The sequence below is a fragment of the Nocardia sp. NBC_00565 genome (genome assembly GCF_036345915.1).
Taxonomy (GTDB): Bacteria; Actinomycetota; Actinomycetes; order Mycobacteriales; family Mycobacteriaceae; genus Nocardia.
The window spans coordinates 1,452,416-1,477,268 of record NZ_CP107785.1 but is presented as its reverse complement, the minus strand read 5'-3'; the positions used below and the strand labels follow the sequence as shown (position 1 = coordinate 1,477,268).

General features: G+C 66.1%; 19 protein-coding genes. 11 read left to right on the top strand and 8 right to left on the bottom strand.

Going from position 1 to position 24,853, the window contains the following annotated elements; genetic code table 11:
• Positions 1–33 precede the first annotated feature (33 nt).
• Positions 34–966 (top strand): family 2A encapsulin nanocompartment shell protein, encoded by a 933-nt coding sequence (locus tag OG874_RS07120; protein ID WP_330254315.1) that lies wholly within the window; start codon positions 34–36, stop codon positions 964–966.
• Positions 938–2,773: a family 2A encapsulin nanocompartment cargo protein cysteine desulfurase gene (locus tag OG874_RS07115; RefSeq protein WP_330254314.1), complete on the top strand. Its 1,836-nt coding sequence runs from the start codon at positions 938–940 to the stop codon at positions 2,771–2,773. Before OG874_RS07120 ends, OG874_RS07115 begins: the two co-directional genes overlap by 29 nt.
• Positions 2,774–2,877: 104 nt before the next feature.
• Here the strand turns inward: OG874_RS07115 and OG874_RS07110 are convergent, their stop codons facing one another.
• Positions 2,878–3,276 (bottom strand): hypothetical protein, encoded by a 399-nt coding sequence (locus OG874_RS07110; protein WP_330254313.1) that lies wholly within the window; start codon positions 3,274–3,276, stop codon positions 2,878–2,880.
• A gap of 234 nt (positions 3,277–3,510) precedes the next feature.
• Between OG874_RS07110 and OG874_RS07105 the strand changes: the two genes are divergently transcribed.
• Entirely contained in the window at positions 3,511–4,434 is a 924-nt protein-coding gene (locus OG874_RS07105) for an LLM class flavin-dependent oxidoreductase (protein ID WP_330254312.1), read from the top strand.
• 381 nt (positions 4,435–4,815) lie between these two features.
• Here OG874_RS07105 and OG874_RS07100 read toward each other — a convergent pair whose 3' ends face one another.
• Both OG874_RS07100 and OG874_RS07095 read right to left on the bottom strand, forming a co-directional pair.
• Positions 4,816–7,371 (bottom strand): MFS transporter, encoded by a 2,556-nt coding sequence (locus OG874_RS07100; protein WP_330254311.1) that lies wholly within the window; start codon positions 7,369–7,371, stop codon positions 4,816–4,818.
• Between the two features lie 258 nt (positions 7,372–7,629).
• Positions 7,630–8,634 carry a polysaccharide deacetylase family protein gene (locus OG874_RS07095; RefSeq protein WP_330254310.1) on the bottom strand — a complete coding sequence of 335 codons (1,005 nt, stop codon included), beginning with the start codon at positions 8,632–8,634 and terminating at the stop codon, positions 7,630–7,632.
• A gap of 202 nt (positions 8,635–8,836) precedes the next feature.
• On the opposite strand from OG874_RS07095, the gene OG874_RS07090 reads away from it, so the two are divergent.
• Positions 8,837–10,351 (top strand): putative glycoside hydrolase, encoded by a 1,515-nt coding sequence (locus OG874_RS07090; RefSeq protein ID WP_330254309.1) that lies wholly within the window; start codon positions 8,837–8,839, stop codon positions 10,349–10,351.
• A gap of 6 nt (positions 10,352–10,357) precedes the next feature.
• Here the strand turns inward: OG874_RS07090 and OG874_RS07085 are convergent, their stop codons facing one another.
• On the bottom strand, positions 10,358–11,851 hold the full coding sequence (locus tag OG874_RS07085) for an alpha/beta hydrolase (protein WP_330254308.1): 1,494 nt from the start codon (positions 11,849–11,851) through the stop codon (positions 10,358–10,360).
• 177 nt (positions 11,852–12,028) lie between these two features.
• On the opposite strand from OG874_RS07085, the gene OG874_RS07080 reads away from it, so the two are divergent.
• From OG874_RS07080 to OG874_RS07050, 7 genes are all read left to right on the top strand, one after another.
• Positions 12,029–12,352 carry a hypothetical protein gene (locus tag OG874_RS07080; RefSeq protein WP_330254307.1) on the top strand — a complete coding sequence of 108 codons (324 nt, stop codon included), beginning with the start codon at positions 12,029–12,031 and terminating at the stop codon, positions 12,350–12,352.
• Between the two features lie 160 nt (positions 12,353–12,512).
• A complete protein-coding gene (locus tag OG874_RS07075; protein ID WP_442943381.1) occupies positions 12,513–13,871 on the top strand; it encodes an AIM24 family protein in 1,359 nt (452 codons plus the stop codon).
• 337 nt (positions 13,872–14,208) lie between these two features.
• Entirely contained in the window at positions 14,209–15,558 is a 1,350-nt protein-coding gene (locus tag OG874_RS07070; protein ID WP_330254305.1) for a cytochrome P450, read from the top strand.
• Positions 15,555–16,475 (top strand): alpha/beta fold hydrolase, encoded by a 921-nt coding sequence (locus OG874_RS07065; protein WP_330254304.1) that lies wholly within the window; start codon positions 15,555–15,557, stop codon positions 16,473–16,475. The genes OG874_RS07070 and OG874_RS07065 overlap by 4 nt, the downstream gene beginning before the upstream one ends.
• Entirely contained in the window at positions 16,459–17,316 is an 858-nt protein-coding gene (locus OG874_RS07060; RefSeq protein WP_330254303.1) for an SDR family NAD(P)-dependent oxidoreductase, read from the top strand. Before OG874_RS07065 ends, OG874_RS07060 begins: the two co-directional genes overlap by 17 nt.
• Positions 17,313–18,851: a flavin-containing monooxygenase gene (locus tag OG874_RS07055; RefSeq protein ID WP_330254302.1), complete on the top strand. Its 1,539-nt coding sequence runs from the start codon at positions 17,313–17,315 to the stop codon at positions 18,849–18,851. Before OG874_RS07060 ends, OG874_RS07055 begins: the two co-directional genes overlap by 4 nt.
• A gap of 35 nt (positions 18,852–18,886) precedes the next feature.
• A complete protein-coding gene (locus tag OG874_RS07050) occupies positions 18,887–19,513 on the top strand; it encodes a TetR/AcrR family transcriptional regulator (protein ID WP_330254301.1) in 627 nt (208 codons plus the stop codon).
• A 10-nt stretch (positions 19,514–19,523) separates the two neighbouring features.
• On the opposite strand, the gene OG874_RS07045 is transcribed toward OG874_RS07050, so the two are convergent.
• From OG874_RS07045 to OG874_RS07030, 4 genes are all read right to left on the bottom strand, one after another.
• Positions 19,524–21,560, bottom strand: coding sequence for a M3 family metallopeptidase (locus tag OG874_RS07045; RefSeq protein ID WP_330254300.1), 2,037 nt, complete (start codon positions 21,558–21,560; stop codon positions 19,524–19,526).
• 80 nt (positions 21,561–21,640) lie between these two features.
• Complete coding sequence (locus tag OG874_RS07040; RefSeq protein ID WP_330254299.1) at positions 21,641–22,441, bottom strand: alpha/beta fold hydrolase; 801 nt, start codon at positions 22,439–22,441, stop codon at positions 21,641–21,643.
• Between the two features lie 406 nt (positions 22,442–22,847).
• Entirely contained in the window at positions 22,848–23,390 is a 543-nt protein-coding gene (locus tag OG874_RS07035) for a YaeQ family protein (protein ID WP_330254298.1), read from the bottom strand.
• A gap of 149 nt (positions 23,391–23,539) precedes the next feature.
• Positions 23,540–24,478, bottom strand: coding sequence for a DMT family transporter (locus OG874_RS07030; protein ID WP_330254297.1), 939 nt, complete (start codon positions 24,476–24,478; stop codon positions 23,540–23,542).
• Between the last annotated feature and the right edge of the window lie 375 nt (positions 24,479–24,853).

Genomic DNA, 24,853 nt, shown 5'->3' with positions numbered 1-24,853 from the left:
AACGATCGGTTTGCCAATCCGAAGGTGGTTCCGATGACGAAGGCTGTTCCGCAACCAGTGGCGTTGGGTGACGAGGCCGCGCGGGTACTCGCGAATGCGACCAAGACCGTCCCCCAGATGGAATCGATCAGCCCACGATGGCTGGTTCATCTGCTCAACTGGGTGCCGGTCGAAGCGGGCATCTACCGCCGCAACCGGGTAACCCACGAAAACACCGTGGATATCCAGTGCGACAACTTCGACGAGTCGCCGCTGCCGGAGACCTTCATCGACTACGACAAGAAGCCGCGCGAGTACCGGCTCAAGGCCGTGCACACCATCCTCGATGTGCACACCAGGGTGTCGGATCTGTACTCGAGTCCGCACGATCAGATTGCTCAACAGTTGCGACTCACCATCGAAGCGATCAAGGAGCACCAAGAGGGCGAGCTGATCAACAGCCCCGACTACGGTCTGATCGCGAACACCGCACCCAAGCAGAAGATTTCGACGATCGCCGGACCACCCACGCCCGACGACCTGGACAACCTGCTCGCACGCGCATGGAAGGAACCCGGCTTCTTCCTCACCCACCCCGAGGGAATCGCGGCCTTCGGCCGGGAATGCACCCGGTGCGGTGTGCCGCCGCCGACCGTCAGCCTCTTCGGCTCCCAGTTCGTGACCTGGCGCGGGGTTCCGATCATTCCGTCGGACAAGGTGCCGCTGGAAAAGGGCAAGACGAAGTTCTTGCTGATCCGGACCGGCGAATCCCGGCAGGGCGTGGTCGGCCTGTACCAACCCGGTCTGGCCGGGGAACAGGGCATGGGACTTTCGGTGAAGTTCATGGGTATCGACCGCAGTGCGATCGCGTCGTATCTGGTGTCGCTGTACTGCTCGCTGGCGATCCTGACCGATGACGCGGTGGCGCTGCTCGAGGGAGCCGAGGTGGACAAGTTCCATGACTACGCACCGACCTACCGGAAGTGACGTTCCGACTCCCCTGATCCCGACCGATCCGGCGACCGACGGTGCGGCAGTGGCGAATTGGCCGCTGCCCGACGAGGCGACGCTGAATCGGCTGGCGGGCGAGTTCTTTTCGGCCTTGCCATCGTCACCGGGCGTCGCCTCGCTCGGTGTCGCGGAGCCGAGTCCGCCGGTGTCGCTTCCCGATACGTTCACACCCGCGCTCGACTTGCCGACAGCGGGGGTACCGACAGCGCGGGCGCAACAAGGTGTCGGGTCGCAGTACGGCTCGGTGCCGCAGGGGGCGGTGCCGCCCGGTGGACCGACGCCGGATGCGGAGGTTCCCACCTGGGGATCGGACGTCCCGATGTCCACTCCGGCCGGTCCACCCCCGACCTCCTCGACCCGCAACGCCGACGTCTACGCCGATCCGTTCCTGGTGTCACTGCCGTCGATGGACGGCCTGCTGTCACCGCCACGTGTCCTGGACGCGCCGACCGCGGGAACTCCGACCTTCTACTTCCTCGACCGTCCGGAATCTCCTGACGCACCGCAGAATTCGCAATTCTATTTCCTCGAGGCCGCGAATCGGCGCCAGCCCGATCGGCACCCGCCCTTCGACGTGCACGCCGTGCGCAACGACTTCCCGATCCTGCGGGAACGGGTGAACGGTCAGCCGCTGGTGTGGTTCGATAATGCCGCGACGACGCAGAAGCCGCAGTCGGTCATCGACCGCATCGCCTACTTCTACGAACACGAGAATTCGAATATCCATCGGGCCGCACACCACCTGGCCGCCCTGTCGACCGATGCCTACGAGCGCGCCCGCGAGACGGTGGCACGCTTCCTCGGCGCGTCGGCCGCGGAGGAGATCATCTTCGTGCGCGGCACCACCGAGGGCATCAACCTGATCGCACAAACCTGGGGCCGCAAGAACATTCGCGAAGGCGACGAGATCCTCATCTCCCACCTCGAACATCACGCGAATATCGTGCCGTGGCAGATGCTCGTCGCGGAAACGGGCGCACAGCTGAAGGTCATCCCGACCGACGACAATGGCCAACTGCGGATGGACGAGTACACCCGGCTGCTGTCGGACCGCACGAAACTGGTGTCGGTGGCACATGTCTCCAACGCGCTCGGCACCATCACGCCGGTGCACGAGATCGTCGCGCAGGCGCATCGAGCCGGAGCCGTCGCACTCATCGATGGCGCACAGTCGGTGCCGCACACCAAGATCGACGTCCGGTCGATTAATGCCGACTTCTTCGTCTTCTCCGGCCATAAACTGTTCGGCCCCACCGGAATCGGTGCGATCTACGGCAAATCCGAAGTGCTGCAGGATATGCCGCCATGGCAAGGTGGCGGGAATATGATCTGCGATGTCACCCTGGAGCGTTCGCTGTTCCAGCCGCCGCCCGGCCGATTCGAGGCGGGCACCGGGAACATCGCGGACGCGGTCGGATTGGGCAGTGCGATCGAATACGTCGAGCGCCTCGGGATGGACAATATCGCGCGGTACGAACACGGGTTGCTCGAATACGCCACGCCGCGTCTTGCGGCGATACCTGGTGTCCGCTTGATCGGGACAGCGCCCGACAAGGCGAGTGTGATCTCGTTCGTGCTGGACGGATACGAACCGCTCGAGGTCGGAAAGGCATTGAACGAGAAGGGCATCGCGGTGCGCGCCGGACACCACTGCGCGCAACCGATCCTGCGGCGCTTCGGTCTGGAAGCGACCGTGCGCCCGTCCTTCGCGTTCTACAACACCTGCGACGAAATCGACCGGATGATCATCGAGCTCGCGCGGTTGGCTCGCGCGCAAGGTTGAGTGTTCAGGTTCCGGCCGAAAGCCGTTGTGATCCGAATCCCGCTGTGCGGCACGCACATCCACGTGCCGCGAGAGCGGCCGGCAACCGTCGGCCGACCGTAGGGCTAATTCGGCACGAGATCGTAGTTCAGGAGCTCGAAGCCGGCGGGGACAGTGGCGCTCATCGAGATGCGGTCGCCGGACCAGGCGCCGACCAATGCGATATCGCCGCCGGCCCATCCCGCACCGTCAGCTGTCAGCATCGGCAAGGGATGGACGCGGTGGCTGTCGTCGCCGGGCAGCACGTTCGCTTTGTCCACGTAGATGCGTTTGTCGTGGTTGAGGATGTAGCGGCCGATGAAGCCGTGCTGCGGGGCCACCAGCGGGGCGACGGAGGCGGCCTTGTCGTACAGGCTCTCGTCGGCCTGGATTCCATGCAGCCCGGCCCACACGACGCGGGTCGGCACCGTCAGGAGGCGTTCCACGCCCTGGACGAAGTCGTCACCGATCCCCGCCCGTCTCATGGACCGCATCTTGGGCTCCAAGTACCCGATCAGCTTGTGGTCAGCGTCCAGGAAGACCGCTCTGCAGAACTGCCCCACGGGGGTGATTTCCTCTCTGGGATAATGGCTTTCGGATAATGTATCCATGCGAGCATCGTTCCGGCTCGGCGGGTGGTTACGGTCGAGTTACCAGCATGTTCAGGTCTCTATCAGGATCACCGAGCCGGGCGGTGAGGGCGCGGCTAGGCTCGGATGATGCGATATGCCATCTCGGTCCCGCAGCTGATCCCCGACGGCACATTCCAACCCGCCGACCTGCGGGTATACCTTGACCGAGCCGAAGCGCTCGGCTTCGAAAGCGCCTGGACGACCGAGCAACTGCTCGGCTCGGCGTCCAATCTGAGTCCGATCGAGTTGCTGAGCTTCGCCGCCGCCCTCAACGATCGCCTGCGCTTCGGTTGCGCGGTCTTTGTGACGCCGCTGCACAACCCGGTCCACCTCGCCAAACGCATCAGCACGCTGGACCAGCTCACCCGGGGCCGTCTCGAGATCGGCGTCGGCATCGGCGGACGCAACCGGATGTTCTCCGCCTTCGACGTCGACCCCGCCGACAACCTGGTGACCCGCTTCAACGAGCACCTCCAGGTCATGAAGGCGCTCTGGACTCAGCCACGAATCGATATCGACGGCCAGTTCTGGCAGCTGACCGGTGCGACCATGGAGCCAAAGCCGTTCCAGAAGCCCTATCCCCCACTGTGGTTCGGCGGCAGCACACCCGCCGCGCTGCGGCGCGCGATCCGGCACGGCAACGGATTCTTCGGCGCGGGCTCGACCACGACGGCGAAGTTCGCCGAACAAGTGCGGTTCGTGCGCGAGACGCTCGCCGAAACCTCCGGCGACCCAGCGGATTTCCGGATCGCCAAGCGCGTCTACATCGCCGTGGACGACGACGCCGAACGAGCCGAACAGCGCATGGCCGCCACCCTGATCGACTTCTACGGCGACTTCGGCAAAACCCTGCTGCCGGTCGCAGTACACGGCACACCGAAGGACTGCGTACAGGGCCTGCGCGAAGTCGCCGCGGCCGGAGCCGAAATGATCCTGATCAACCCGCTCTTCGACGAGGCCCCCCAAATGGAGCGCATCGCCGCGGAGGTACTGCCGCACATCGACAGATAACACCGAACGCGCCCCGCCAATAACAGAGCAGGGGCCGCGTCGGCGGTCATCGCCCGAACTCGACGAGCCGTACTACGTCGATCTGGGAAAACTGAAGGGCAACGAGGGAAACCAGAAATACCCGTTCCCCACCGACACCCACCTCGACTACTTCAACGGCGTCGACATCCGCAACGACAACTCACCCGACGCCTTCGGCCACGCGTCCATGCAGCTCGAATGAACCGTGCCATGCTGATGGTGTGGAACTCGACGGCCTTGGAAAACTCCGCCTACCCGCACCTGCGCTGATCCACCTCGCCGCCGTCGACAACCTCGACCTGATACAGAGCCTCGCGCACCTCGAGGCGGCGAAATACAGAGCGAGAACGACCCGTTCGCTCAGCGTGGTTCCACCGCTTCCTCGGACTCGTAGCCGAGGCGGACATCGTGGGTTACCTCGCCGCCCGATACCGTGACTCGGCTGTGCACCGGTGGGTAGCCGCGGGCGATGACCGTGTACTGGCCCTCGGCCAGGTCGGTCACCAGGTAGCGGCCGTTGGCGTCGGTGCGCGCCGTTGCGGTCAGATCGCCCGCGGCGTCCAGGACGCTGATCTGGATGTCCGGTACCGCGCGATCGCCGTCGGCCCGGGCGGATCCGGCAAGTACCGCCATCGACGCCATATCGATGTCGTGGCGCAGCAGACCGCTGTCGGGCACGGTGAGCGTGGTCGCGTTCGGGCGCATATGTTCGGCGACGGCCACCAGGGTGTAGGTGCCCGAGACGACGCCGTGGCAGACGTACGCGCCATCGCCCGCCGTGATGGCGGCGCCGACGACCTCGCCGTGTATATCCGTCAATGTGACGGTGGCACCCGGTAGCGGCGTCCCACGACCGGCCGAGCGGACCACTCCGGACAATTCGCCGGAACCGGTGAGCGTGAGGTCGAGCGATTGCGAGCGTTGCCCGACGGCCACACTCACCGCCTCGGGTCGATGTCCGGTCGCGGAGGCGATCAATACGTAATTGCCCGACGCGGGTGCGTCGATACGGTAGCCGCCGTCGGCATCGCCGGTCGCCCGTGAAACCTGGTGGCCCCGTTGATCGATCAGGGTCAGCACCGCGCCGGGCACCGGTCTGCCGTCTTCCCGCCGAATCCATCCGCCAAGCGATCGGCCGTCATGCTCGGAACTCGAAAATGACTGCGGCACAACGGTGGCCACGTATACCCCGTTCCCGTCGTGATCCACCGACACATGTCGACCGACCGCACCCGCGAGCACCGGTTCGGGTTCGGACAATACCTCCGCGGCACCCTCCCAGACCTGCGCCTCATCCCAGCTGGATTCCGCTGGGACATCGCGAGTTACCGGCGCGGGGACCGGATCATCCTGCAGCGGAATCTCTTTCATGAACATCAGCACCAGACAGGCCAGCAACGCAACACCCGCGGCGACATAGAAGACGCCGTGCATGGCATCGGTGAACCCGACCAGGATCGGCACCTTCAGCTCGTCCGGCAGCGCCGCGATCCCGCTGGTATTGCTCTGCATGGTGCTCAGCTGCGCGGCATCGAACCCCTCGGGTAGCGCACCGCCGAACGCGTCGATGATCCGGTGCGGTAACAGATTGAACAGAATCGTCAGGAATATCGCGACGCCGAGGGTGCCGCCCATCTGCCGGAAGAAGGTCGCCGACGCGGTGGAGACACCCATATCCGAGCGCGGGCCCGCGTTCTGCGCCGCGATGATCAAGGTCTGCATGCAGCCACCGAGTCCGAATCCGATGACACCGCCGTAGACCAGCGGCTGCCACAGCGGACTGTCGTAGTGCACCTGCCCGTACAGCGCCGCGCCGACCGCGATGACGAAGGTCCCGATCACCGGCAGGATCTTGTACCGCCCGGTGAATTTGGTGATCTGCCCGGCCAGCTGCGAGCCGAACATGATGCCGACCACCAGCGGCAGCATCAGCAGACCCGATGTGGTCGGCGAATACCCGCGCACCACTTGGAAATACTGCGGCACCATCACGATCGCGCCGAACATGGCGATGCCGACGATGAACCCGCCCGCGATGGTGACGCTGAACGTCGAATTCTTGAACAGCCGCAGCGGAATCAGCGCCGCGTCCTTCATCAGGAGTTCGACCAGCAGGAACAGCAGCAGCCCGCCCGCGCCGATCCCGTAGCAGATGAGCGCGCGCTGGGAACTCCATCCCCAATCCCGGCCCTGTTCGGCGACGATCAGCAGCGGCACCACACAGATCGTCAACGCCACCGCGCCGAACCAGTCGATGCGGTGATTCTGGCGCTGGTGCGGCACATTCAGCACCTTGGCGACCACGCCGAGCGCGAGCACGCCGATCGGCACGTTGACCAGGAACACCCAGCGCCAACCCTCGACGCCCCAGAGCTGGTCGTAGTTGGAGAAGAACCCGCCGAGCACCGGTCCGAGCACGGTGGAGGTGCCGAAGACCATCATGAAGTAGCCCTGGTAGCGCACGCGTTCCCGGGCGGGCACGATGTCACCGATGATGGTGAAGGCCAATGACATCAGCCCGCCCGCGCCGAGGCCTTGGAAGGCGCGGAATCCGGCGAGCTCGTACATCGAGGTGGCGAAGGTACAGGCCACCGAGCCGATGACGAACAGCCCGATCGCGGTGAGATAGAACGGCTTTCGACCGTAGATGTCGGCCAGCTTGCCGTACAGCGGCGTGGTGATCGTCGCGGTGATCAGATACGCCGTGGTCGCCCAGGCCTGTTCGTCGAATCCGTCCAGGCTGTTAGCGATCCGGACGATCGCGACACTCACGATGTTCTGGTCCAGCGCGGCGAGGAACATGCCGAGCAGCAGGCCGGACATGATGGTCAGGATCTGCCGGTGCGACAGTGACGTACCCTCACCGGCATCCAGGTCCGGCGACGTTGCCGGTGCCCGGGTCGTCGAATTCGTCATAAATGAGCCCTAGTTCTGATCGGCTATCCGTGGTGGAAGTTGTCTCGAAACCTGAGTCGAGCCGGTCGAGCAGTTGGCACACTGCGCCGCAAGCGATCTGCCCCCACTGATCCCCTGCAACTAGTTGCAGTGGCTAATATACATACGGCCACCCACGGCGAAACGGCCTGGTGATCGGTTGCGAGAAGACCGACACCCCACCATCGCCGAATCAATTGGTCGATCGCGAATCGCTCAGCATACTTGGGTCTGTGTTCGTCAATAGGTGTTGAGCCGGTCGCGCCAGCGCGGATTCAGCTCGTCGGCAAGGTGTTCGGGCACCGAGATCTTGTTCGGGTTGCCATCGGAGGTATACCGCTGGTCAGGGTGCTGTTCGAGCCGATCGAGCCAGTAGGCCGAGGCGAAGTCGACCTCGCTCTTGCCGGATCGGATGCGCGGCACGCCCGCGGGATCGGTCTGGCCGAAGGGCGAGGATGCGGGTTCGGCACCGACCAGCAGGACGGCCTCGAAGCTGTACGGGGTGCCGTCCCAGCTGCCCGCGGTGGCCAGCCCGTGATCGGCTGGGAAGATGCCCAGCGGCAACGCCATCGTGCGCACGTGGTAGCCGGGGACCGCGGCTTCGATCGCGCGCACGTTCACCACCAGCTCGCGTTGTACGCCGGTGCTGTCCAGGCTCGCGAGGTTGGCATGGCTGGCGGTGTGCGCGCCGATCTCGTATCCGTGTGCCGCCAGCCAGGGCAACGCGCGCCCGTCACCGGCGAAGGGATCGTTGTTCACATAGAACGTCGCCGTTGGTTCGAAGTCCGGATTGTGCGTGCCGAATTCTTCGAGAATCCCGATCGCGGTGTCGGGGGCCGCCTTTCCGTCCGCGTCGAATCGGAGCTGGGTGCTGGTGGAATCGTCGAAGGTGAGTACGACCGGGTGCGTGCCCGCAGGGATATCGATGCGGCCGCAGATGTAGTCGGCAACGGTCACCGGGCGGTAGTTCGCGCGGTGCAGGCGTTCGAGTTCGGCGCGGAACTTCTCCGGAGTCTGGTCGTATTCGCCGACCGGTGTCGGCGTCACCTGGTGGTACATCAGAACGGGCACGAGTCCGAGTTCGTTGGCTCCCACCGCGGCCGGGTCGGGCACCGTCGTGGTCACTACCGGAGCTGAAACGTTGTCGACGGTGACCGGATTCGCCGCACCGCCACATCCGGTGACGGTCGCGAATATCAAGGCCGACAGGACAACCCGAGTTCCGATAGCCGTGCGCCGCACCACCGATCGAACGGTACGCGGCGACAAGGAAACTCGGTTGCGAATCGGAATATGTCCGCCCACGGGCGCTGTCTGGGGTAGATAGTTAGGCGGTATCGACAGACGAAAGTTGGTGTGCGCGTTGGACAAATTGGTCCGGATTACCGGACGGTGGCGGCTGGCGGCAATAGCGGTTATCGCAGCTTTATCAATCCTCATCGCATCTGTGATCATCGGCGCCAACCGGGCCGAACCCGCGGGTCTGGCGCTGTCCGGACGGCCGGACGGGGTGGTCGGCGCGGCCGCCCTCGCCGGTCTGGCATTGCGGGTGGACGCGCACGGCCACGACCCGAAGGCCATGCGGCTCGAGCTCGACGGCAAGTCGGTGCCCGGCACGGTCGAGGGCGAGACGGTGGTGTACCGACCCGGACACCTCGCCGATGGCGAGCACAGATTCACCGCGGAGATCCCGCGCGGCGCCGTATCCGGGCTGTTCGGCTCCGGTCCGGGCACAACCGCGACCTTCACCGTGGATACCGAGGCGCCGCAACTGGAAGTGACCCAGCCAGGGCACGCGGGGTCCTACCGCCAGGCGATCACCTTGCGTGGCAAGGAATCCGGTGCGGTGCACGTGTCCGTCGGCGCACAATCGGTGACGCCGGCCGCAGACGGTTCATTCGAGATCACCCTGCCGCGCACACCGGTCGGCGGCGAGGTGATCGCGGTCGACGCCGCGGGAAATAAGGCGACCCAGGCGATTACGACATCGGTCGATGTGCCACGGGTCAAGGCGGTGCATATCACCGCCTACGGGTGGGCCTACGAGGGACTGCGCGAACCCGTGCTGGATATGGCCCGCGAGGGGCGCATCGATACCGTCCAACTCGATATCAAGGACGAGGACGGTGTCATCGGGTACGACTCCCAGGTGCCGCTCGCACGGCGAACCGGTGCCGCCGCCGGGATCTATGACGTGCGTGCGGCATTGCGGCAGCTGCACGAGATGAATGTGCGGGTGGTCGGGCGAATCGTGGCATTCCGTGACCCGACGATGGCCGAATGGGCTTGGCGCGAAGGACATCCGGACTGGGTCATCCAGAACCCCGCAGGCCAGCCGTATGCCAGCAAGTACGGTGCGATCGCGTTCACCAACTTCGCCAACCCCGAGATCCGCAAGTACAACATCGATCTCGCGACCGAGGCGGCCGAGCTGGGCTTCGACGGCATCATGTACGACTACGTCCGGCGACCGGATGGCGCGTTATCACAGATGCAGTTCCCCGGACTGACCGAGACACCGAGTGTGTCCATCGCGGAGTTCCTGCACGAGAGCCGGGATCCGGTGCGTGACAAAGGCGCCAACCTCAGTGCCGCGGTTTTCGGTATCGCCGCGACCCGGCCGGAGGAGATCGCACAGGACATTCCGTTGATCGCCCGATATGTCGACTATGTGTCGCCGATGCTCTACCCGTCGCATTGGAATTCCGGCGAGTACGGTGTCGCGAACCCCAACGCCCAGCCGTATGACATCGTATTGCGGTCGCTGGCCGACTTCTTCGAACAGACCGAAGGCACCGGCGCGAAGGTCATCCCGTGGCTGCAGGACTTCAGCCTAGGGGTGAATTACGGGGATGCCGAGGTCAAAGCGCAGATCGATGCTGCGGCGGCCGCGGGGACCAACAGCTTCTTCCTGTGGAATGCGGCATCGCGCTATCACTCGTGGGCGGTCGTGCCCGGTTGATTCCCCCTACTGCGCCACTTGATCGGCATAGCAGGTGAGATCGGTGACGGGCAGGGCGCCATCGCCGAAGTAGGAATTGATCGCGGTGTTCACGCATGCGCTCAGGTCGGGCCGGAATGTCATGTGGATGCGGACATCCTGCAGGGTGACCATGCGGGATTCGGACATGTGCTGATGTAGTCGAGCACCGTGGGCGTACGGGGTTCGCGCGTCCCCGGTCGCTTGCACAATGAGCGCGGACACCGAATTCCGCACGGTGGTGGCGGATTCGACGGGCCGTGGCCAGTACGCGCACGGCTGGATATTGTTCGCCAAGGCGCCGAATACCGGCTGGGCGGCGCGCGCGGCTTCGATATTGCTCGCATACCACGCCGGATCGGTCGGTGCGCCGACATCGCCGCACGCGATTTGCGCCAATACGGAATTCTCCTCGGATCGCAGCGACTGCAACACGATTCGCAGCCTTGCCGCCCGCGCCGCCACGGGCGGCCCACCCGCCGCGTCGGCGATCTCGCGTACCACCTCGGCCAGCGCTTGGTTGCGCCGAGAATCGGTCAGCATATTGTGCAAGAGAAATGGCAGCCAATGATCGTCGATCGGGAAATCGTCGATAACGATCGGCTGCCGCGCCGCCGCCGCGATCAGGTCTGTCACCGCGGCCCGCACCTCGGCCGGAGTGGCACCGAAGTGATACGTATCATCCTGGTCCGCAACCCAATTCGACCAGTCCTCGATCGCTCGCTCGTCCGCGGGCCCCCAATCCTGAACGAGGCCTTCCCAATACCGGTCCGGATCGATCGCACTGTCGAACACCATCCGGTCGCTGCGCTCCGGGAACATCTGCGTGAACACCGCACCGAGATAGGTTCCATAGGAGACGCCGTAGTAGCTGATCTTCGGTTCGCCGAGGGCGACTCGAATGACATCCATATCGCGAGCGGTATTCCGAGTGGTGAGCTGACGTACCTTCGTCGGATCATCGGCCACACAGCCGGCGGCCATATCCGCGGCCGGCGCGGTCTCGCGCGCGAAGCCCTGTGGATCCACGCCCGCCGAATGGATCATTTCGCCCACCGGCCACCCACAGCGCGGCGTCCGCCCGGACTCGCCCACACCGCGCGGATCCATACCGATCAGATCGAAACGCGCGCGCACCCGCGGGCTGAGCACATCACCGAGCAGATCCACGGTATCCAAACCCGATGCGCCCGGCCCGCCCGGATTGGCCAGCAGAACGCCCTGCCGCTGATCCGGATCGGTGGCCTTGACCCGGGAGATCGCCACCGTCAGCGTGCGATCGTAGGGTCGCAGATAATCGAGTGGCACCAGCACATCCGCGCACTCGCCCGCGGCCTTGTCCAAATTCTCGATGCCACAGGGGTGCCAATGCAGCCGCTGGTGATAGAACCGCAGCGCCGGGTCGACCTGTGCTCCCGGCACGATGATCACCACCGCACCGACCGCTACCAACAACAACCACCGCACCAGCCTCGCCGACAACCCACTCGCCTCTCACCTACGATCTCGCAAACTCCTACCACAGCCGAAGCCGCTCCCCCCGCCCCACAGCTGGGCATACGTAATGCCTAGTGACAGGCGCGCTTGCCATGTCCCGCCGTTGCGCCGATACTCCAAGGCGACTGTGCGGCGGCCAGATCCAGAAAAGGGGTGGGATTGATGCTTCGAGACCAACTGAGTCGATTGCACGCGGTCGAGGATGTTTCGCTCGTCTACGGCCAACCACAGGAAACCGCCGACGGCTCCACCGTCATCACCGTCGCCCGCACCAGCGCCCTGCTGCGCTCCGCCCGACCGGTCGGCGTATTCGTCGTCCACAACGGCAGCGTCACCTGGGCGCCCGCGGTCGACGAGACCCGGATAGCACTGATGGCCGAGTTGATCGGCCTGCTGGCAGCCGTCATCGCCACGCTCGCGGTGTTGCGTAGGCCACCGTGGCCGGATCTGTCGCGGGATGGACTGGCCGCCATGCGGCGTCGGTGAACTACGACATCACCGATATGTGCCCGAGATAGTGGCGAATGGACCGGACTCGGGACACACTTGATGCCGTGAATCGCATGCCACTCGGACATATCGACCGGGGCGGTCCGCCGTGACCGCACTCGCTCGCGGGGAGAATCGACCCGCACCTGGCGACCGGATGACCGTGACCGTCACCTGTGCCGCGCCGGTCGATGTATCGGCGCTGCTGCTCGGTGCCAACGGACGGGTCCGCTCCGATGCCGACTTCGTCTTCTTCAATCAGCCGGTCGGTCCCGGCGTCACCTACCGGCACGGCCGCGGCGCGGGCGATATGGTCGATGTGCAGACCTCCGCACTGCCCGCCGATGTCGACAAGGTCGTGGTCGCGGCCAGCCTCGACGGTAGCGGGCCGCCGACCTTCGCGGGCGCGAGTTCGCTGACCGCAACGATCGGATCTGATTCGGGCACACTGACTTTCCCGATGAGCGGACTCAGCACCGAGACCGCCGTGGTGTGCGTGGAGATCTATCGCCGCGGTGGCGGGTGGAAGGTGCGCGCGGTCGGGCAGGGCTACGACAACGGGCTGGCGGGGATCGCGACGGCGTTCGGGGTGAATATCGACGACGAGCCCGAAGCGGCGCCCGCTCCGCCCCCGGCCGCGCCCCAGTATCCGCCTTCGGCCGCACCTGCTGCTCCGCAGTATCCGCCCGCGGCCGGTTATGCCGCGGCGCCCGCCTATCCACCGCCCGGCGCCGCGGCGCCGCCCCCACCGATGTCACCTCAGCAAGGAGCACTGCCGATGCAGAGCGAACTGTTCAACGCGAGCCACGCCGAAGTCAACGGCATCGGCATCCAGAAGCAGGGCGGCAAGATGATCAAGGTCGCCGTCAGCGGCGAGACCATGGCGCGTGCCGGTTCGATGGTCGCCTACCAGGGCGACCTGCACTTCAAGGCGCTCGGCTCGGGCGGCATCGGCCGCGCGATCCAGCAGCGCCTCACCGGCGAGGGTGTGCCACTGATGCAGGTCTCCGGCCGCGGCGACTTGTTCCTGGCCAACGCCGCCGCCGATGTGCACACCGTTGACCTCGACGGCACCGACGGACTCACCATCAACGGCGCGAACGTCCTCGCCTTCGACACGTCACTGTCGTACAACATCCAAAGAGTCCAGGGCGCAGCCGGTTTCGCGAGCAATGCGGGCTTCTTCAACTGCGTGTTCAGCGGTCGCGGCCGCATCGCCATCACCACCCACGGCACACCGGTGGTGCTCAACGTGGACCAGCCCACCTACGCCGACCCGCAAGCCGCCGTGGCCTGGTCGTCGAGCCTGTCCACCGGCATCAAACGCAACGACTCCTTCGGCCTCGGCCGCCTCATGGGACGCAGTACCGGTGAGGGCCTGACCCTGTCCTTCTCTGGCCGCGGCTTCGTCATCGTGCAGCCCTCCGAGCTGCCGCCGGGTGGTCTGATCGGCGGAACCGGCGGCGGCCAGGAAGCCGGTCAGAGCGGCGGGGTGCTCGGCGGCTTGTTCGGCTAGGTTCGTTTAGTCGACAAACCATTTACCGGAGACCTCGCTGCATCAGGTCATCGGCACACCAACGCAGACAACATGATGGGCTGGTGTCACTCGGCGCTGGCCGGCGACGCACCTGTGTTCCGCCGAGGCTGGCATATCAGGCACTGAATCCGACTGCCGTTGCCCGCTCGGCTCGGCAGCGGCCGGTTCCGGTACTCCCATATCCGAGGACGCACCGACCGTGGTGCGTGCCCGACCATGTGCACCGTCCGCGCGGCGAAAGTGACCCTTGCCGCATCCCGGTACGTTAGCGTACCGTGCTGATGGTACGCAGATGTACCGCGCTGGGAGGTGCCGCATGACCACGGTGAAATTGCCCGACGGACCAACGACTCCGGCTTTCCTGCAGGGCCTGGAGGTGATGGCCGGTCGCACCCGCGCATGGCGCAGGCTGCACGACCGCTACGGCTCGGCGTTCACCTTCTACCTACCCAGGTTCGGTCGCATGGTGGTGCTGTCCGACCCGGCCGAGGTGAAGGCGCTGTTCACCGCGAGCACCGATATCGCCGACAACGTCGATGTCAATCTCGGACAGTTCCTCGGTCCCGGCTCGCTGTTCGCGCTGAAGGGCGCCGAACATCGCAAGCACCGCAAACTGCTGACCCCGCCGTTCCACGGCCGCCGCCTCGCGGTGTACGAGGGCCTGATCGAGCAGGAGACGGTCCACGAACTGGCCACTTGGCCGCAGGGCCGGGAGTTCGCGACCATGGACTCGATGATGCGGATCACGCTGAATGTGATCCTGCGCGCGGTATTCGGCGCCGAGGGCAAGGAATTCGACGAGCTGCGCGAGTTGCTGCCGAAACTGGTGCTGGTCGGATCGGCGCTGGCGGCGGTGCCGGTGCCGCGAAAGTTCCTGGGGCGGTTCGGGCCGTGGGCCCGCTTCGCCGCACATCGCCGGCACTATGACGAGATCGTCGGCCGACTCATCGACCGCGCCGCCGCCGATCAGGAGCGCCTCGCCGACCGTGACGACGTGCTGGCGATGATGCTGCAGTCCCGATACGACGACGGCACCGCGATGACCCGAAGCGAGATCGCCGACGAACTGCTGGCCCTGCTCACCGCCGGGCACGAAACCACCGCGACCACGCTCGCGTGGACCATCGAGCGGTTGCGCAGACATCCGGATGTGTTGCGGCGCTTGGTCGCCGAGGTGGACGCGGGCGATTCGGCGCTGCGCGAGGCCACCCTGCTGGAGGTGCAGCGGGTCCGGCCGGTCGTCGACGCGACGGCACGCCAGATCCGGGCGGAGTCGCTGGAACTGGGGCGCTGGACGCTGCCCAAGGGGCAGAACGTGCTGGTCAGCATTCGACTCATGCACGAGAACGAGGAGCTGTTCCCGAATGCCCGCGCCTTCGATCCGGACCGCTTCGTCGGGGTCCGGCCGGGCACCTTCAGCTGGATTCCATTCGGCGGCGGCGCGCGGCGCTGCATCGGGGCCGCGTTCGCCACCATGGAGATGAACGTCGTATTGCGCACGCTGCTGCGGGATTTCACGCTCGAGCCGACCACCGCCCCGGATGAGCGCACGCACTTCCGCGGTGTCGCGCTGGTGCCCGCCAAGAAGGGACGCGCCGTGGTCCGTCGCCGTTCGCCCCGGCCCACTGTCGCCGCCGAAGCAGCCGCCGGACAGGTGACGGCATGAGCGAGCGAACATCGGACGCCGACGAGCAACTCGCCGACGTCGGGCGTGGCATCACCCTCGGCTATCGGCGTTCGGGCAGCGGCGATATCCCGCTCGTTCTGATCGCCGGGCTCGGGCAGCAAATGCACGAATGGCCCGACGGATTGTGCGGGCTCCTCGAAGGTCGAGGCTACGACGTCATCCGTTTCGACAATCGCGATGTCGGGAAGTCCACCCACTTCGGCTTCCCGCCGCCGGGGCCGCTCAACTTCCTGCGAAAGCGTTGGCACCCAGAGCAATACGACCTGTCCGACGCGGCCGCCGATACGGTGGGACTGCTGGATGTCCTCGGTCTGAGCTCGGCGCATCTGGTCGGCATGTCGATGGGCGGGATGATCGCGCAGACCATCGCCGCCCGCTATCCGCACCGGGTCGCCTCGCTGACCTCGATCATGTCCACCACCGGCGCGCCGCGGGTGGGCCGCCCGGCCCTGTCGACCTGGCGCTTGATGTTCGGCCGACCGGCCCGCAATCGCGACGAGCACATCGCGAGCGCCGTCCGCATGTACCGGCACATCTCCTCGCGCGGCTACCCGTTCGACGAATCGGCGGTGCGCGCCGCGGCCGCGACGACCTGGGATCGCGATCCGCACCCGGCGGCGGGGGTCGGACGTCAGCTGGCGGGCATCCTCAAATCCGGTGACCGGACAACCGAACTCGGCGCCGTCGCGGCTCCGACGCTGGTCCTGCACGGTGACCGCGACCCGATGGTGAACCCGACCGGCGCGACCGTCACCGCGCGCGCCATCCCGAACGCGCGCCGGCACACACTGCCCGGTATGGGCCACGACCTACCCGTCGGCGTCTGGCCGACACTCGCCGACCTCCTCGATACCCACATCCGCACCGCCAGGAGCACCGATGCCCCGCACCACTAGACCACTGTCCGGCCATCCCGTCATGATCACCGGCGCCGCATCCGGTATCGGCCGCGGCCTCGCCCAATTGCTCTCGGGCCGTGGATCACCGGTCGCGGTCGCCGATATCGACGAAATGGGGTTGAAGCAGACGGCGACGATGCTCAGCGGTCCGGTGCTCACCCGGGTGCTGGATGTGCGCGACGCCGCCGATCAGCTGGCCTTCGCCGCCGAGGTCCGGGACTGGCTGACGGCACCGCTGGCAGCGGTGTTCAACAATGCCGGTGTCGCGGTGTCGTCGTCGGTGCTCGAAGCGGTGCCGCAGGACGATGAATGGTTGCGGCAGATCAACTTCGACGGCGTCGTCAACGGCACCCGTGCGTTTCTGCCCATCCTGGTCGAGCAGGACCAAGGGGTCATCGTGAACACCTCCAGCGTGTTCGGGTTGGTCGGCATGCCGTATCAAAGCGCTTACTGCGCCGCGAAATTCGCGGTGCGCGGCTTCACCGACGCACTGCGCCAAGAACTTCGGGGTACCGGCGTTTCGGCGGTGAACGTGCATCCTGGCGGGATCACCACCAACATCGCACGCAATGCGCGGTTCCGTAAGGATCCCGAGGGACGCGGCCGGTCGCACGAGCAGATGGCGGCCGAATTCGAAGCGGTGACCCTGACCTCGCCGGACAAGGCGGCCGAAATCATCTGTCGCGGAGTCGAACGCGGCAAGGCCCGCATTCTGGTCGGACCGGACGCCTACCTGTTCGATGCGCTCGCACGGGTGACACCGACCCACTATTACGACGTGGTCGCGGTGCTAGAGCGACGACTGCGCGCCCGCGGCAAGACGGGAGCGACGGTATGAGCGCAGCATCGCGCAGCGATTCGATGAGGGGTGGTGGCCGGGCGACGGGTGGGCCCGAGCATTTCGATGTGCTGATAGTCGGCGCGGGGCTCTCGGGTATCGGTGCCGCGCATCACCTGCAGACCGCGTTCCCGGCGCGCAGCTACGCGATTCTGGAAGCGCGCACGGCGATCGGCGGAACCTGGGATCTGTTCCGCTACCCGGGCGTCCGTTCGGATTCCGATATGCACACCCTCGGTTACCGTTTCCGTCCGTGGACCCAAGCCGCGGCGATCGCCGACGGACGATCGATCCTGGACTACATTCGCGAGACCGCGACCGAGGCCGGGATCGATCGCCGAATCCGCTTCGGGCACAAGGTTATCGGGGCGGCATGGTCGACGGACGAGGCGCGCTGGACGGTGACGGTCGAGCACGACGGTACGACCTCGACGCTCACCTGCGGCTTCCTGTACACGTGCAGCGGCTACTACCGCTACGACGAGGGCTACACGCCCGACTTCGCCGGAATCGAGGATTTCCGAGGGCAATTGGTGCATCCGCAGCAGTGGCCCGCCGACTTGGATTACGCCGGCAAGCGTGTCGTCGTAATCGGCAGCGGCGCCACCGCGGTGACCCTCGTCCCGGCCATGGCCGAGACAGCGACGCAGGTGACCATGCTGCAGCGGTCGCCGACCTACATCATGTCCATTCCCGCCGAGGACGCGGTGGCGACGCGGCTGCGCGCACGGTTCGGACCGCGTCGGGCCCACACCTTGACCCGATGGAAGAACGTGCTGATCAGCATGGTGATCTACCAGCTCAGCCGACGACGGCCCGCCATGATCCGCAACCTCATTCGCAAGCAGACGCTCGCGCAGCTACCCGCCGGGTACGACGTGGACGTCCACTTCAAACCGACCTACAACCCATGGGATCAACGGCTGTGCCTGGTGCCCGACGGAGACCTCTTCCGGTCGATCAGTGCCGGTCGCGCCCAAGTGGTAACCGATCGCATCGATAGATTCACCGCCGACGGACTGTGCCTGGCCTCCGGGGCCGAACTCGCGGCCGACATCGTGGTGACGGCGACCGGTCTGCAGTTGCTCGCATTCGGCGGCATCGAGCTCACCGTCGACGGTCACGCCATCGACCTGCCCGACACCATGGCCTACAAGGGCATGATGCTGGGCGGGGTCCCCAACTTCGCGTTCACCATCGGCTATACCAACGCGTCCTGGACGCTGAAGGCAGACCTGGTCGGCGAATTCGTCTGCCGGCTGCTGCGGCATATGGACGCCAACGGCTACGACCAGTGCACGCCATGGCCCGATCCGAACATTGCCGCGGAGCCGCTGTTGGACTTCCAATCCGGCTACGTCCAGCGCTCCATCGATCGTTTTCCGTCCGCTGGTTCGCGGCGGCCATGGCGGTTGGGCATGAACTATGCCCACGACGTGCTCGCGCTGCGCCACGGGCGGATCGAGGACGGCACCATCCGGTTCGCGAGCCGGACCGCGGCCGCCGAGCATGTTCCGGTGCGCGTGACGTCATGATCGGTGCGGCGGCTCGGCCAACTAACCTGATACTTGTGACCCGCGCCGAGCCTGCCACCAGCACCACCACCGAGGCCACGGCGACGGGATTCCGGCGTCGGCTCCTCGATGCGATAGCCGACGCCGTGCGCGAACGCGGCTATCGCGAAACGACCGTGGCCGATGTGGTCCGCCACGCGCGCACCTCCCGGCGCACCTTCTACGAACATTTCGACAGCAAGCAGGACTGCTTCATCGCGCTGCTGGCCGAACGCAACAACGAGACGATCCAGCAGATCTACGATGCCGTCGATCCCGCCGCGCCCTGGCGCACCCAGGTCCGGCAGGCCATCGAGGCCTGGATCGGCGCGTCCGATCATGATCCGACGATCACGCTCGCCTGGATCCGCGATACGCCCGCTCTCGGCGAAGCCGCCCGCCAGGTGCACCACGACGCAAGTGAGGCGTTCATCGCGCTCATCCAAAACATCACCGCCACACCGGGATTCGAAGCCCCCGGGCTGCATCCACCGACCCGGCAAATGGCGACAATCCTCTACGGCGGCTATCGCGAACTCATCGCCTCGGCTGTCGAAGAGGGTAAGGACATCCGCGAGATCATCGACGTCGCCGTGGAGACCGCGATCGCGCTCGTCGGGCCCCGCTACGAGCCGCCGCAGTAGGCCGTATCAGTCAGTCGGCCAAGCCCCGCCGGACCAGTAGCGGCTCGATCTCGGGGGAACGGCCGCGGAAGGCTCCGAATGCCTCCATCGGGTCCACCGATCCTCCGCGGGAAAGCAATTCGCCCCGGAAGGCCGCGCCCTTCTCGCGGATCGACGCGTCACCCTCGCTGAACCATTCGACGGTGTCCGCGTCCAGCACCTCGCTCCAGATGTAGGAGTAGTAGCCCGCCGCATAGCCGCCGGAGAAGATGTGCGCGAAGTATCCGGTTCGGTATCGCGGGGGAATCGCGTCGATGGCGAGGCCCGCCTTCCGGAGTGCCTCTTCTTCGAACACCTCGGCGTCGGTCCCCGCCAGCGCGTCCGGCCCTGGCACGCGATGCCATGCCCAGTCCAACAGCGTCGCACCGAGGTACTCGACGGTCTTGAAGCCCTTGCCGAACCGCTCGGCCTGCGCCATCCGCTCGACCAACTCGGCAGGCATAGACTCGCCGGTCTCGATATTCCTGGCGTAGTTGGCCAGTACCTCCGGCCGCGACATCCACATCTCGTTCAATTGCGACGGGAATTCGACGAAGTCACGCGGTACTTCGGTCCCGGCGAAGAACGGGTACCGCACATTCGAGAACAGCCCGTGCAGTGCGTGTCCGAACTCGTGGAACAGCGTCCGGACATTGTCCCAGGTGAGCAGTGCGGGCTCGCCCGTAGGCGGTTTCACGATATTGAGGTTGTTGACCACGACCGGCCGCTGCCCCAAAAGCCGTGACTGACTGACCAATTCATTCATCCACGCCCCACCGCGCTTGGACGGCCGCGCGAAGAAATCGCCGAGGAACAGCCCGAGCGCACTGCCGTCCGCGTCGAACACCTCGAAGATCCGCACCTCCGGGTGGTAGCCGATCAGGTCCACCCGCTCCTGGAAGGTGATCCCATAGACCTGTTCCGCCGCGAAGAACACCCCATCCCGCAGCACTCGCTCGAGCTCGAAGTAGGGCCGCAACGCCTCGGCGTCCACCGAAAACTGTTCGGCCCGAACCTTTTCCGACCAGAACTGCCAATCCCACGAGCGGAGCTCGACATCGGTGGCATCCGCCCGCATCGCCGCCGCCAATTCCGCTGCCTCCCGCTGTGCATTGGCAACTGCGGGTGCGACCAGCCGCCCGAGCATCTCCTCCACCGCCGCAACGGTTTTCGCCGTCTGATCCGCCACCGCGTACGCCGCGTGATCCGAATACCCGAGCAGTACCGCCCGCTCAGCCCGCAGGGCGGCGATCCGCACGGCCAGCGCCCCGTTCTCCCCCAGCCCGCGACCGAGCGAGGCCGCCATCACCCGCTGTCGCACGTCCCGATCGGCCAACTCGGCCAACACCGGTTGATTGGACACGTTCTGCAACCTGAGCGCCCACGCGCCTTCCCGGCCCAACCCCCGCGCATTCTCCGCGGCGGCCGCCACCGCCGACTCCGCCAACCCCGCCAACTCCCGCGGCGTCTCCACAACCACCGCCGCGGCGTTGGTCGCCGCCAAGATGTGCTGCCCGAATTCCGTTCCCGCCGTGGCGAGTTCCGCGTTCAGCTCGCGCAACCGCGCCTGCCCCGCGGCATCCAACTGGGCACCGGCTCGCACGAAACGAATGTGGTACTGCTCGAGCAGCCGCACTTCCTCGGCATCCAGCCCCAGTTCCGCGCGGCGGCCATAGAGCTCTTCGACCCGCGCGAACAGCTCGGGATCGAGATAGATCGCATCCCGGTGCGCCGCCAACCGCGGCGATACCTCGGCCTCGATCGCATCGGTCCCCTCGGTGGAATCGGACCCCGCGATATTGAAGAACACATTCGCCACCCGCGTGAGCAACGCCCCGGAACGCTCCAGCGCCACCACGGTATTGGCGAAAGTGGGCGGCTCGGCAACCGAGGTGATGGCCGCGACCTCAGCCAGTTGCTCCGCCATCCCCCGCTCGAACGCAGGCAGATAGTGCTCCTCGCGGACATCGGCGAACGGCGGCAGTTCGTACGGCAGCGCACTGCGCTCGAAGAACGGGTTGCTGGTCACCCTCCAAACCCTAACGGCTGCGGCGCGCTGCTCGCCGCCGAAATCACCGCGGGCGAACGCGGACCGCTCTGCCGGCCGAGCTATGGCCGGACGCTATGCGAGTGACTCCCGAGGAACGCCTCGATGTGTGGGTTGACGGCCTCGGCATCGGTGAGGCTCAGGAAATGTGCGCCACCGTCGATGATCACCGGCGGTTCGGCGTTGGGCAGGGTCTCGGCCAGCTCGCGCGCCCGGTCGACTGCGTAGGCGACGTCCGCTGAGCCGTGCAGAACCAGCGCCGGGCAGCTGATCTCCGACGCGCGGTCGAGCACCCCGTCGCGCTCGACCAGCGGAGTCAGCACGCGGTCGATATGGTCTCCGGACAGCCGGCGCCACTTGGCCTGCCACTCGGTCGCGTCGTGCTGGCCCAGGCAAATGGTCGCGTTGAGGTCGAGCAGTTCCTGCGTCGGACCGTGTTCGCGCCAGGCCGCGGCAGCTTGCCGGTAGCCCGCGGCCACCTCCGGATCCTCCGCGACACCCGAGGTGCCCAGCAGCACGAGCGCGTCCACCCGGTCGGGCGCGAGCAGCGCCATCCGCAGGGCGATGAAGCCGCCCTGGCTGGTGCCGACCATGGCGCATCGGGCCACGCCGAGCTCATCGAGCAGGCCGAGCGCGTCGCGGGCCACGTCCCAGTAGGTGAACGGGCCGTCGGCGGGAGTACCGCCGTGGCCACGCTCGTCCATTGCGATCAGCCGGTACGTCGAGCCGAACGCGTCCACCTGCGGAGCGAACATGTCGGCATCCATCAGATAGCTGTGCAGCAGTAACACCGCCGGACCGGTACCGCCATGATCGATGTAGCTAACCAGTTGGTCACCGTTGACCTTCGCCGTTTTCCGCATGGGGCAGAGTCTATTCCGACTCCCACAGGTGACACGGATTCGCGCCTTCGGGGCACCAGGTTCGGACTGAGTATGTCTCCAACTAAGAGCGCGACGTAGTGCTGCGCCGCTGAGTGCCTCGGGGCCGATGAGTTCTCGGCGCGGACGACGTCTACCCACATATGACGACGCATACGCTCGAATCCGCCGAAGCCGATATCGTCTACGACGTGCTCGGCCCACTGCCCACCACGGACGGACGCCCACCGCTGTTCATGATCGGCCAGCCGATGACCGCCAGCGGCTTCACCACATTGGCTTCGTACTTCCCCGATCGCACGGTGGTCACCTACGACCCGCGCGGCCTCGGCCGCAGCACCCGCAAAGACGGCCGGGTCGACAACATGCCGACGCTCCAGGCGCGCGACTATCCGAGCGTGTGCTCTTCGACTGTCGTGCTCAGACTCGTGCCGTTGAGCTCGAGATACAGCAGGCGCTCGGTGATCGACAACGTGACGGTATTGCGGCGTTCGATCGCGGCGACAGCGGCGGCGATGAAATCGCGATCGAAGCTGTAGAGCGGAATGGCTTCGGCGCGATGAATCCGCTTGCCGGACAGCTGCGCCAGCACTTTGGCCGGGTCGCGATGCGTATAGATAGCGGCCCGCCCCGCCAGCTTGCTCCCCCGGTGCACCCGCTCCGCATCGGGCGCGCCCACCTCGATCCAGGCAGTAATACGCCCGGTCAGATCGCGCACCAGCACCGCAGGCTCATCGGTCGCCGAAACGCCACCATCACTGAACGCGATCCCCTCCTCGTACTCGAGGCAGTACGCCAACAGCCGCGTCACCATGAACTCATCGCTCTCCGACGGATGCCGCGCCAACCGCAACTCCAACTCCTGGTAGACATCCCGATCGATATCGGCCAGTTGAACCGCGAAGTTGTGCATCGTTGCGCTGAGAGCCATAGAAGCAGCAGCTTAAACGACCCCGCCGGGTCCGCCCCGCCCGGTGCGACCCTCCCACGATGCCCCTCCATGCCTTGTCGGGCTTCGTACCCCGCGTAGGGCCTTACCGGGTGCGCTACTGGAACAGAAGGGCAAAGTTGTGATGGGTATCAGGCGTCGGTGTGCTCTCCTCGGCGAACGACCAGAACGCCGATGAGGATCAGTGCGCCGCCGAGCAGTTGTATGGCGTGGGGTGCCTCGCCGAGGAGGGCCCAGGCGAAGGCCAGGGCGGCGAGTACTTCGAGGAGGGCGGTGAAGGAGGCCAGGCGGGAGCCGAGGAGTCGGGTGGCGGCGATGCCGGAGACGTAGGCGACGGCGGCGGTTACGGTGCCGAGGACCAGGACCGGGAGCCACCAGGAGATGGTGAAGTCCTGGAAGACAACGGGATTCGCGGTGGCGTGTAGCGCGACGATGCCGATCGCGCCCGCCGCGAGCAGGGCGATTCCGCCGATGAGGAGGCCACCGGCCGCGAGGACTGTGCCCGGCAATGTGCCATCGCCCTGGGCGGAGAGGATGAAGTAGGCGGCTGCCCCGATCATCGCGACAAGCGCCCACGCGATGCCGATCCAGCTGGTGGCAGCACCGGAGCGTAGGTCGATGACGAGCGCCAGACCGGTTATCCCGAGCAACGCACCGGCCACCGTTATCGCACCGGGACGTTGTTGATGACGCACCCACAACCAGCCCACCACGGCGATCGGCGCTGTGTATTCGATGAGCAGCGCCACCCCGACCTGCATATGAGCGACCGCGTTGAAATACGCCAGCTGCGTACCGGCGACAGCGACCAGCCCATACCCGATGATCAGAGAGGCATTGCGGCGCAACAGATCCCAGTCGCCACGCAACTGCAACGCCGCGATCGGCACCAGCACCGCGGCCGCCACCAGCACCCGCACCGCCACTACGGACGCCGAACTCCAGCCCGCGTTCATCAACCCACGCGCCAGCGGGCCGGAAAGCCCGAACGACGATGCGGACACCACCGCGCAGACCAGCCCGGATCCCAGCCGCTGCCGTACGGCCCCGTCATGAGTCATTGTCACCATGGCGGATGACGTTATGGCGGGTTCAGTAATATGTCAACATAACTTTTGCCCATGACGCTGGGCCGCGCTCGTCGCCGGAGAACTCGGCCGAAGAGCTCGACATATCGCCCGAGATCGCCCAGCCCGCCGGGTCTTTCGGCACCCGAGGAAGAAGCCGACCTCGACGCCCGGTCGAGGCAGGCCAGCCGACCGGAGCCCGTTCCGGGGTAGCGGCAACGAACCACTGCCGGCGCACAAAATCATCGGCAACGGCGTCACAGTCTGCTCGGGTTGGCTCGATGACCTGGGCAGCTACGGAATCCAATGCAGCAACACCAATGAAGCGCTCCAGGCTTCCCCGGATCCGGTTCAGCCCGACGCACGCAGGAGCCAATG

Excerpts from the sequence above, each read along its gene's own strand:
- OG874_RS07065 (WP_330254304.1), top strand. The coding sequence starts at position 15,555 with ATGAGCGAGCGAACATCGGACGCCGACGAGCAACTCGCCGACGTCGGG.
- OG874_RS07110 (WP_330254313.1), bottom strand. The coding sequence starts at position 3,276 with ATGAGACGGGCGGGGATCGGTGACGACTTCGTCCAGGGCGTGGAACGC.
- OG874_RS07115 (WP_330254314.1), top strand. The coding sequence starts at position 938 with ATGACTACGCACCGACCTACCGGAAGTGACGTTCCGACTCCCCTGATC.
- OG874_RS07055 (WP_330254302.1), top strand. The coding sequence starts at position 17,313 with ATGAGCGCAGCATCGCGCAGCGATTCGATGAGGGGTGGTGGCCGGGCG.
- OG874_RS07035 (WP_330254298.1), bottom strand. The coding sequence starts at position 23,390 with ATGGCTCTCAGCGCAACGATGCACAACTTCGCGGTTCAACTGGCCGAT.
- OG874_RS07100 (WP_330254311.1), bottom strand. The coding sequence starts at position 7,371 with ATGACGAATTCGACGACCCGGGCACCGGCAACGTCGCCGGACCTGGAT.
- OG874_RS07080 (WP_330254307.1), top strand. The coding sequence starts at position 12,029 with ATGCTTCGAGACCAACTGAGTCGATTGCACGCGGTCGAGGATGTTTCG.
- OG874_RS07120 (WP_330254315.1), top strand. The coding sequence starts at position 34 with ATGACGAAGGCTGTTCCGCAACCAGTGGCGTTGGGTGACGAGGCCGCG.
- OG874_RS07040 (WP_330254299.1), bottom strand. The coding sequence starts at position 22,441 with ATGCGGAAAACGGCGAAGGTCAACGGTGACCAACTGGTTAGCTACATC.
- OG874_RS07070 (WP_330254305.1), top strand. The coding sequence starts at position 14,209 with ATGACCACGGTGAAATTGCCCGACGGACCAACGACTCCGGCTTTCCTG.
- OG874_RS07060 (WP_330254303.1), top strand. The coding sequence starts at position 16,459 with ATGCCCCGCACCACTAGACCACTGTCCGGCCATCCCGTCATGATCACC.
- OG874_RS07105 (WP_330254312.1), top strand. The coding sequence starts at position 3,511 with ATGCGATATGCCATCTCGGTCCCGCAGCTGATCCCCGACGGCACATTC.
- OG874_RS07030 (WP_330254297.1), bottom strand. The coding sequence starts at position 24,478 with ATGGTGACAATGACTCATGACGGGGCCGTACGGCAGCGGCTGGGATCC.
- OG874_RS07075 (WP_442943381.1), top strand. The coding sequence starts at position 12,513 with ATGACCGTGACCGTCACCTGTGCCGCGCCGGTCGATGTATCGGCGCTG.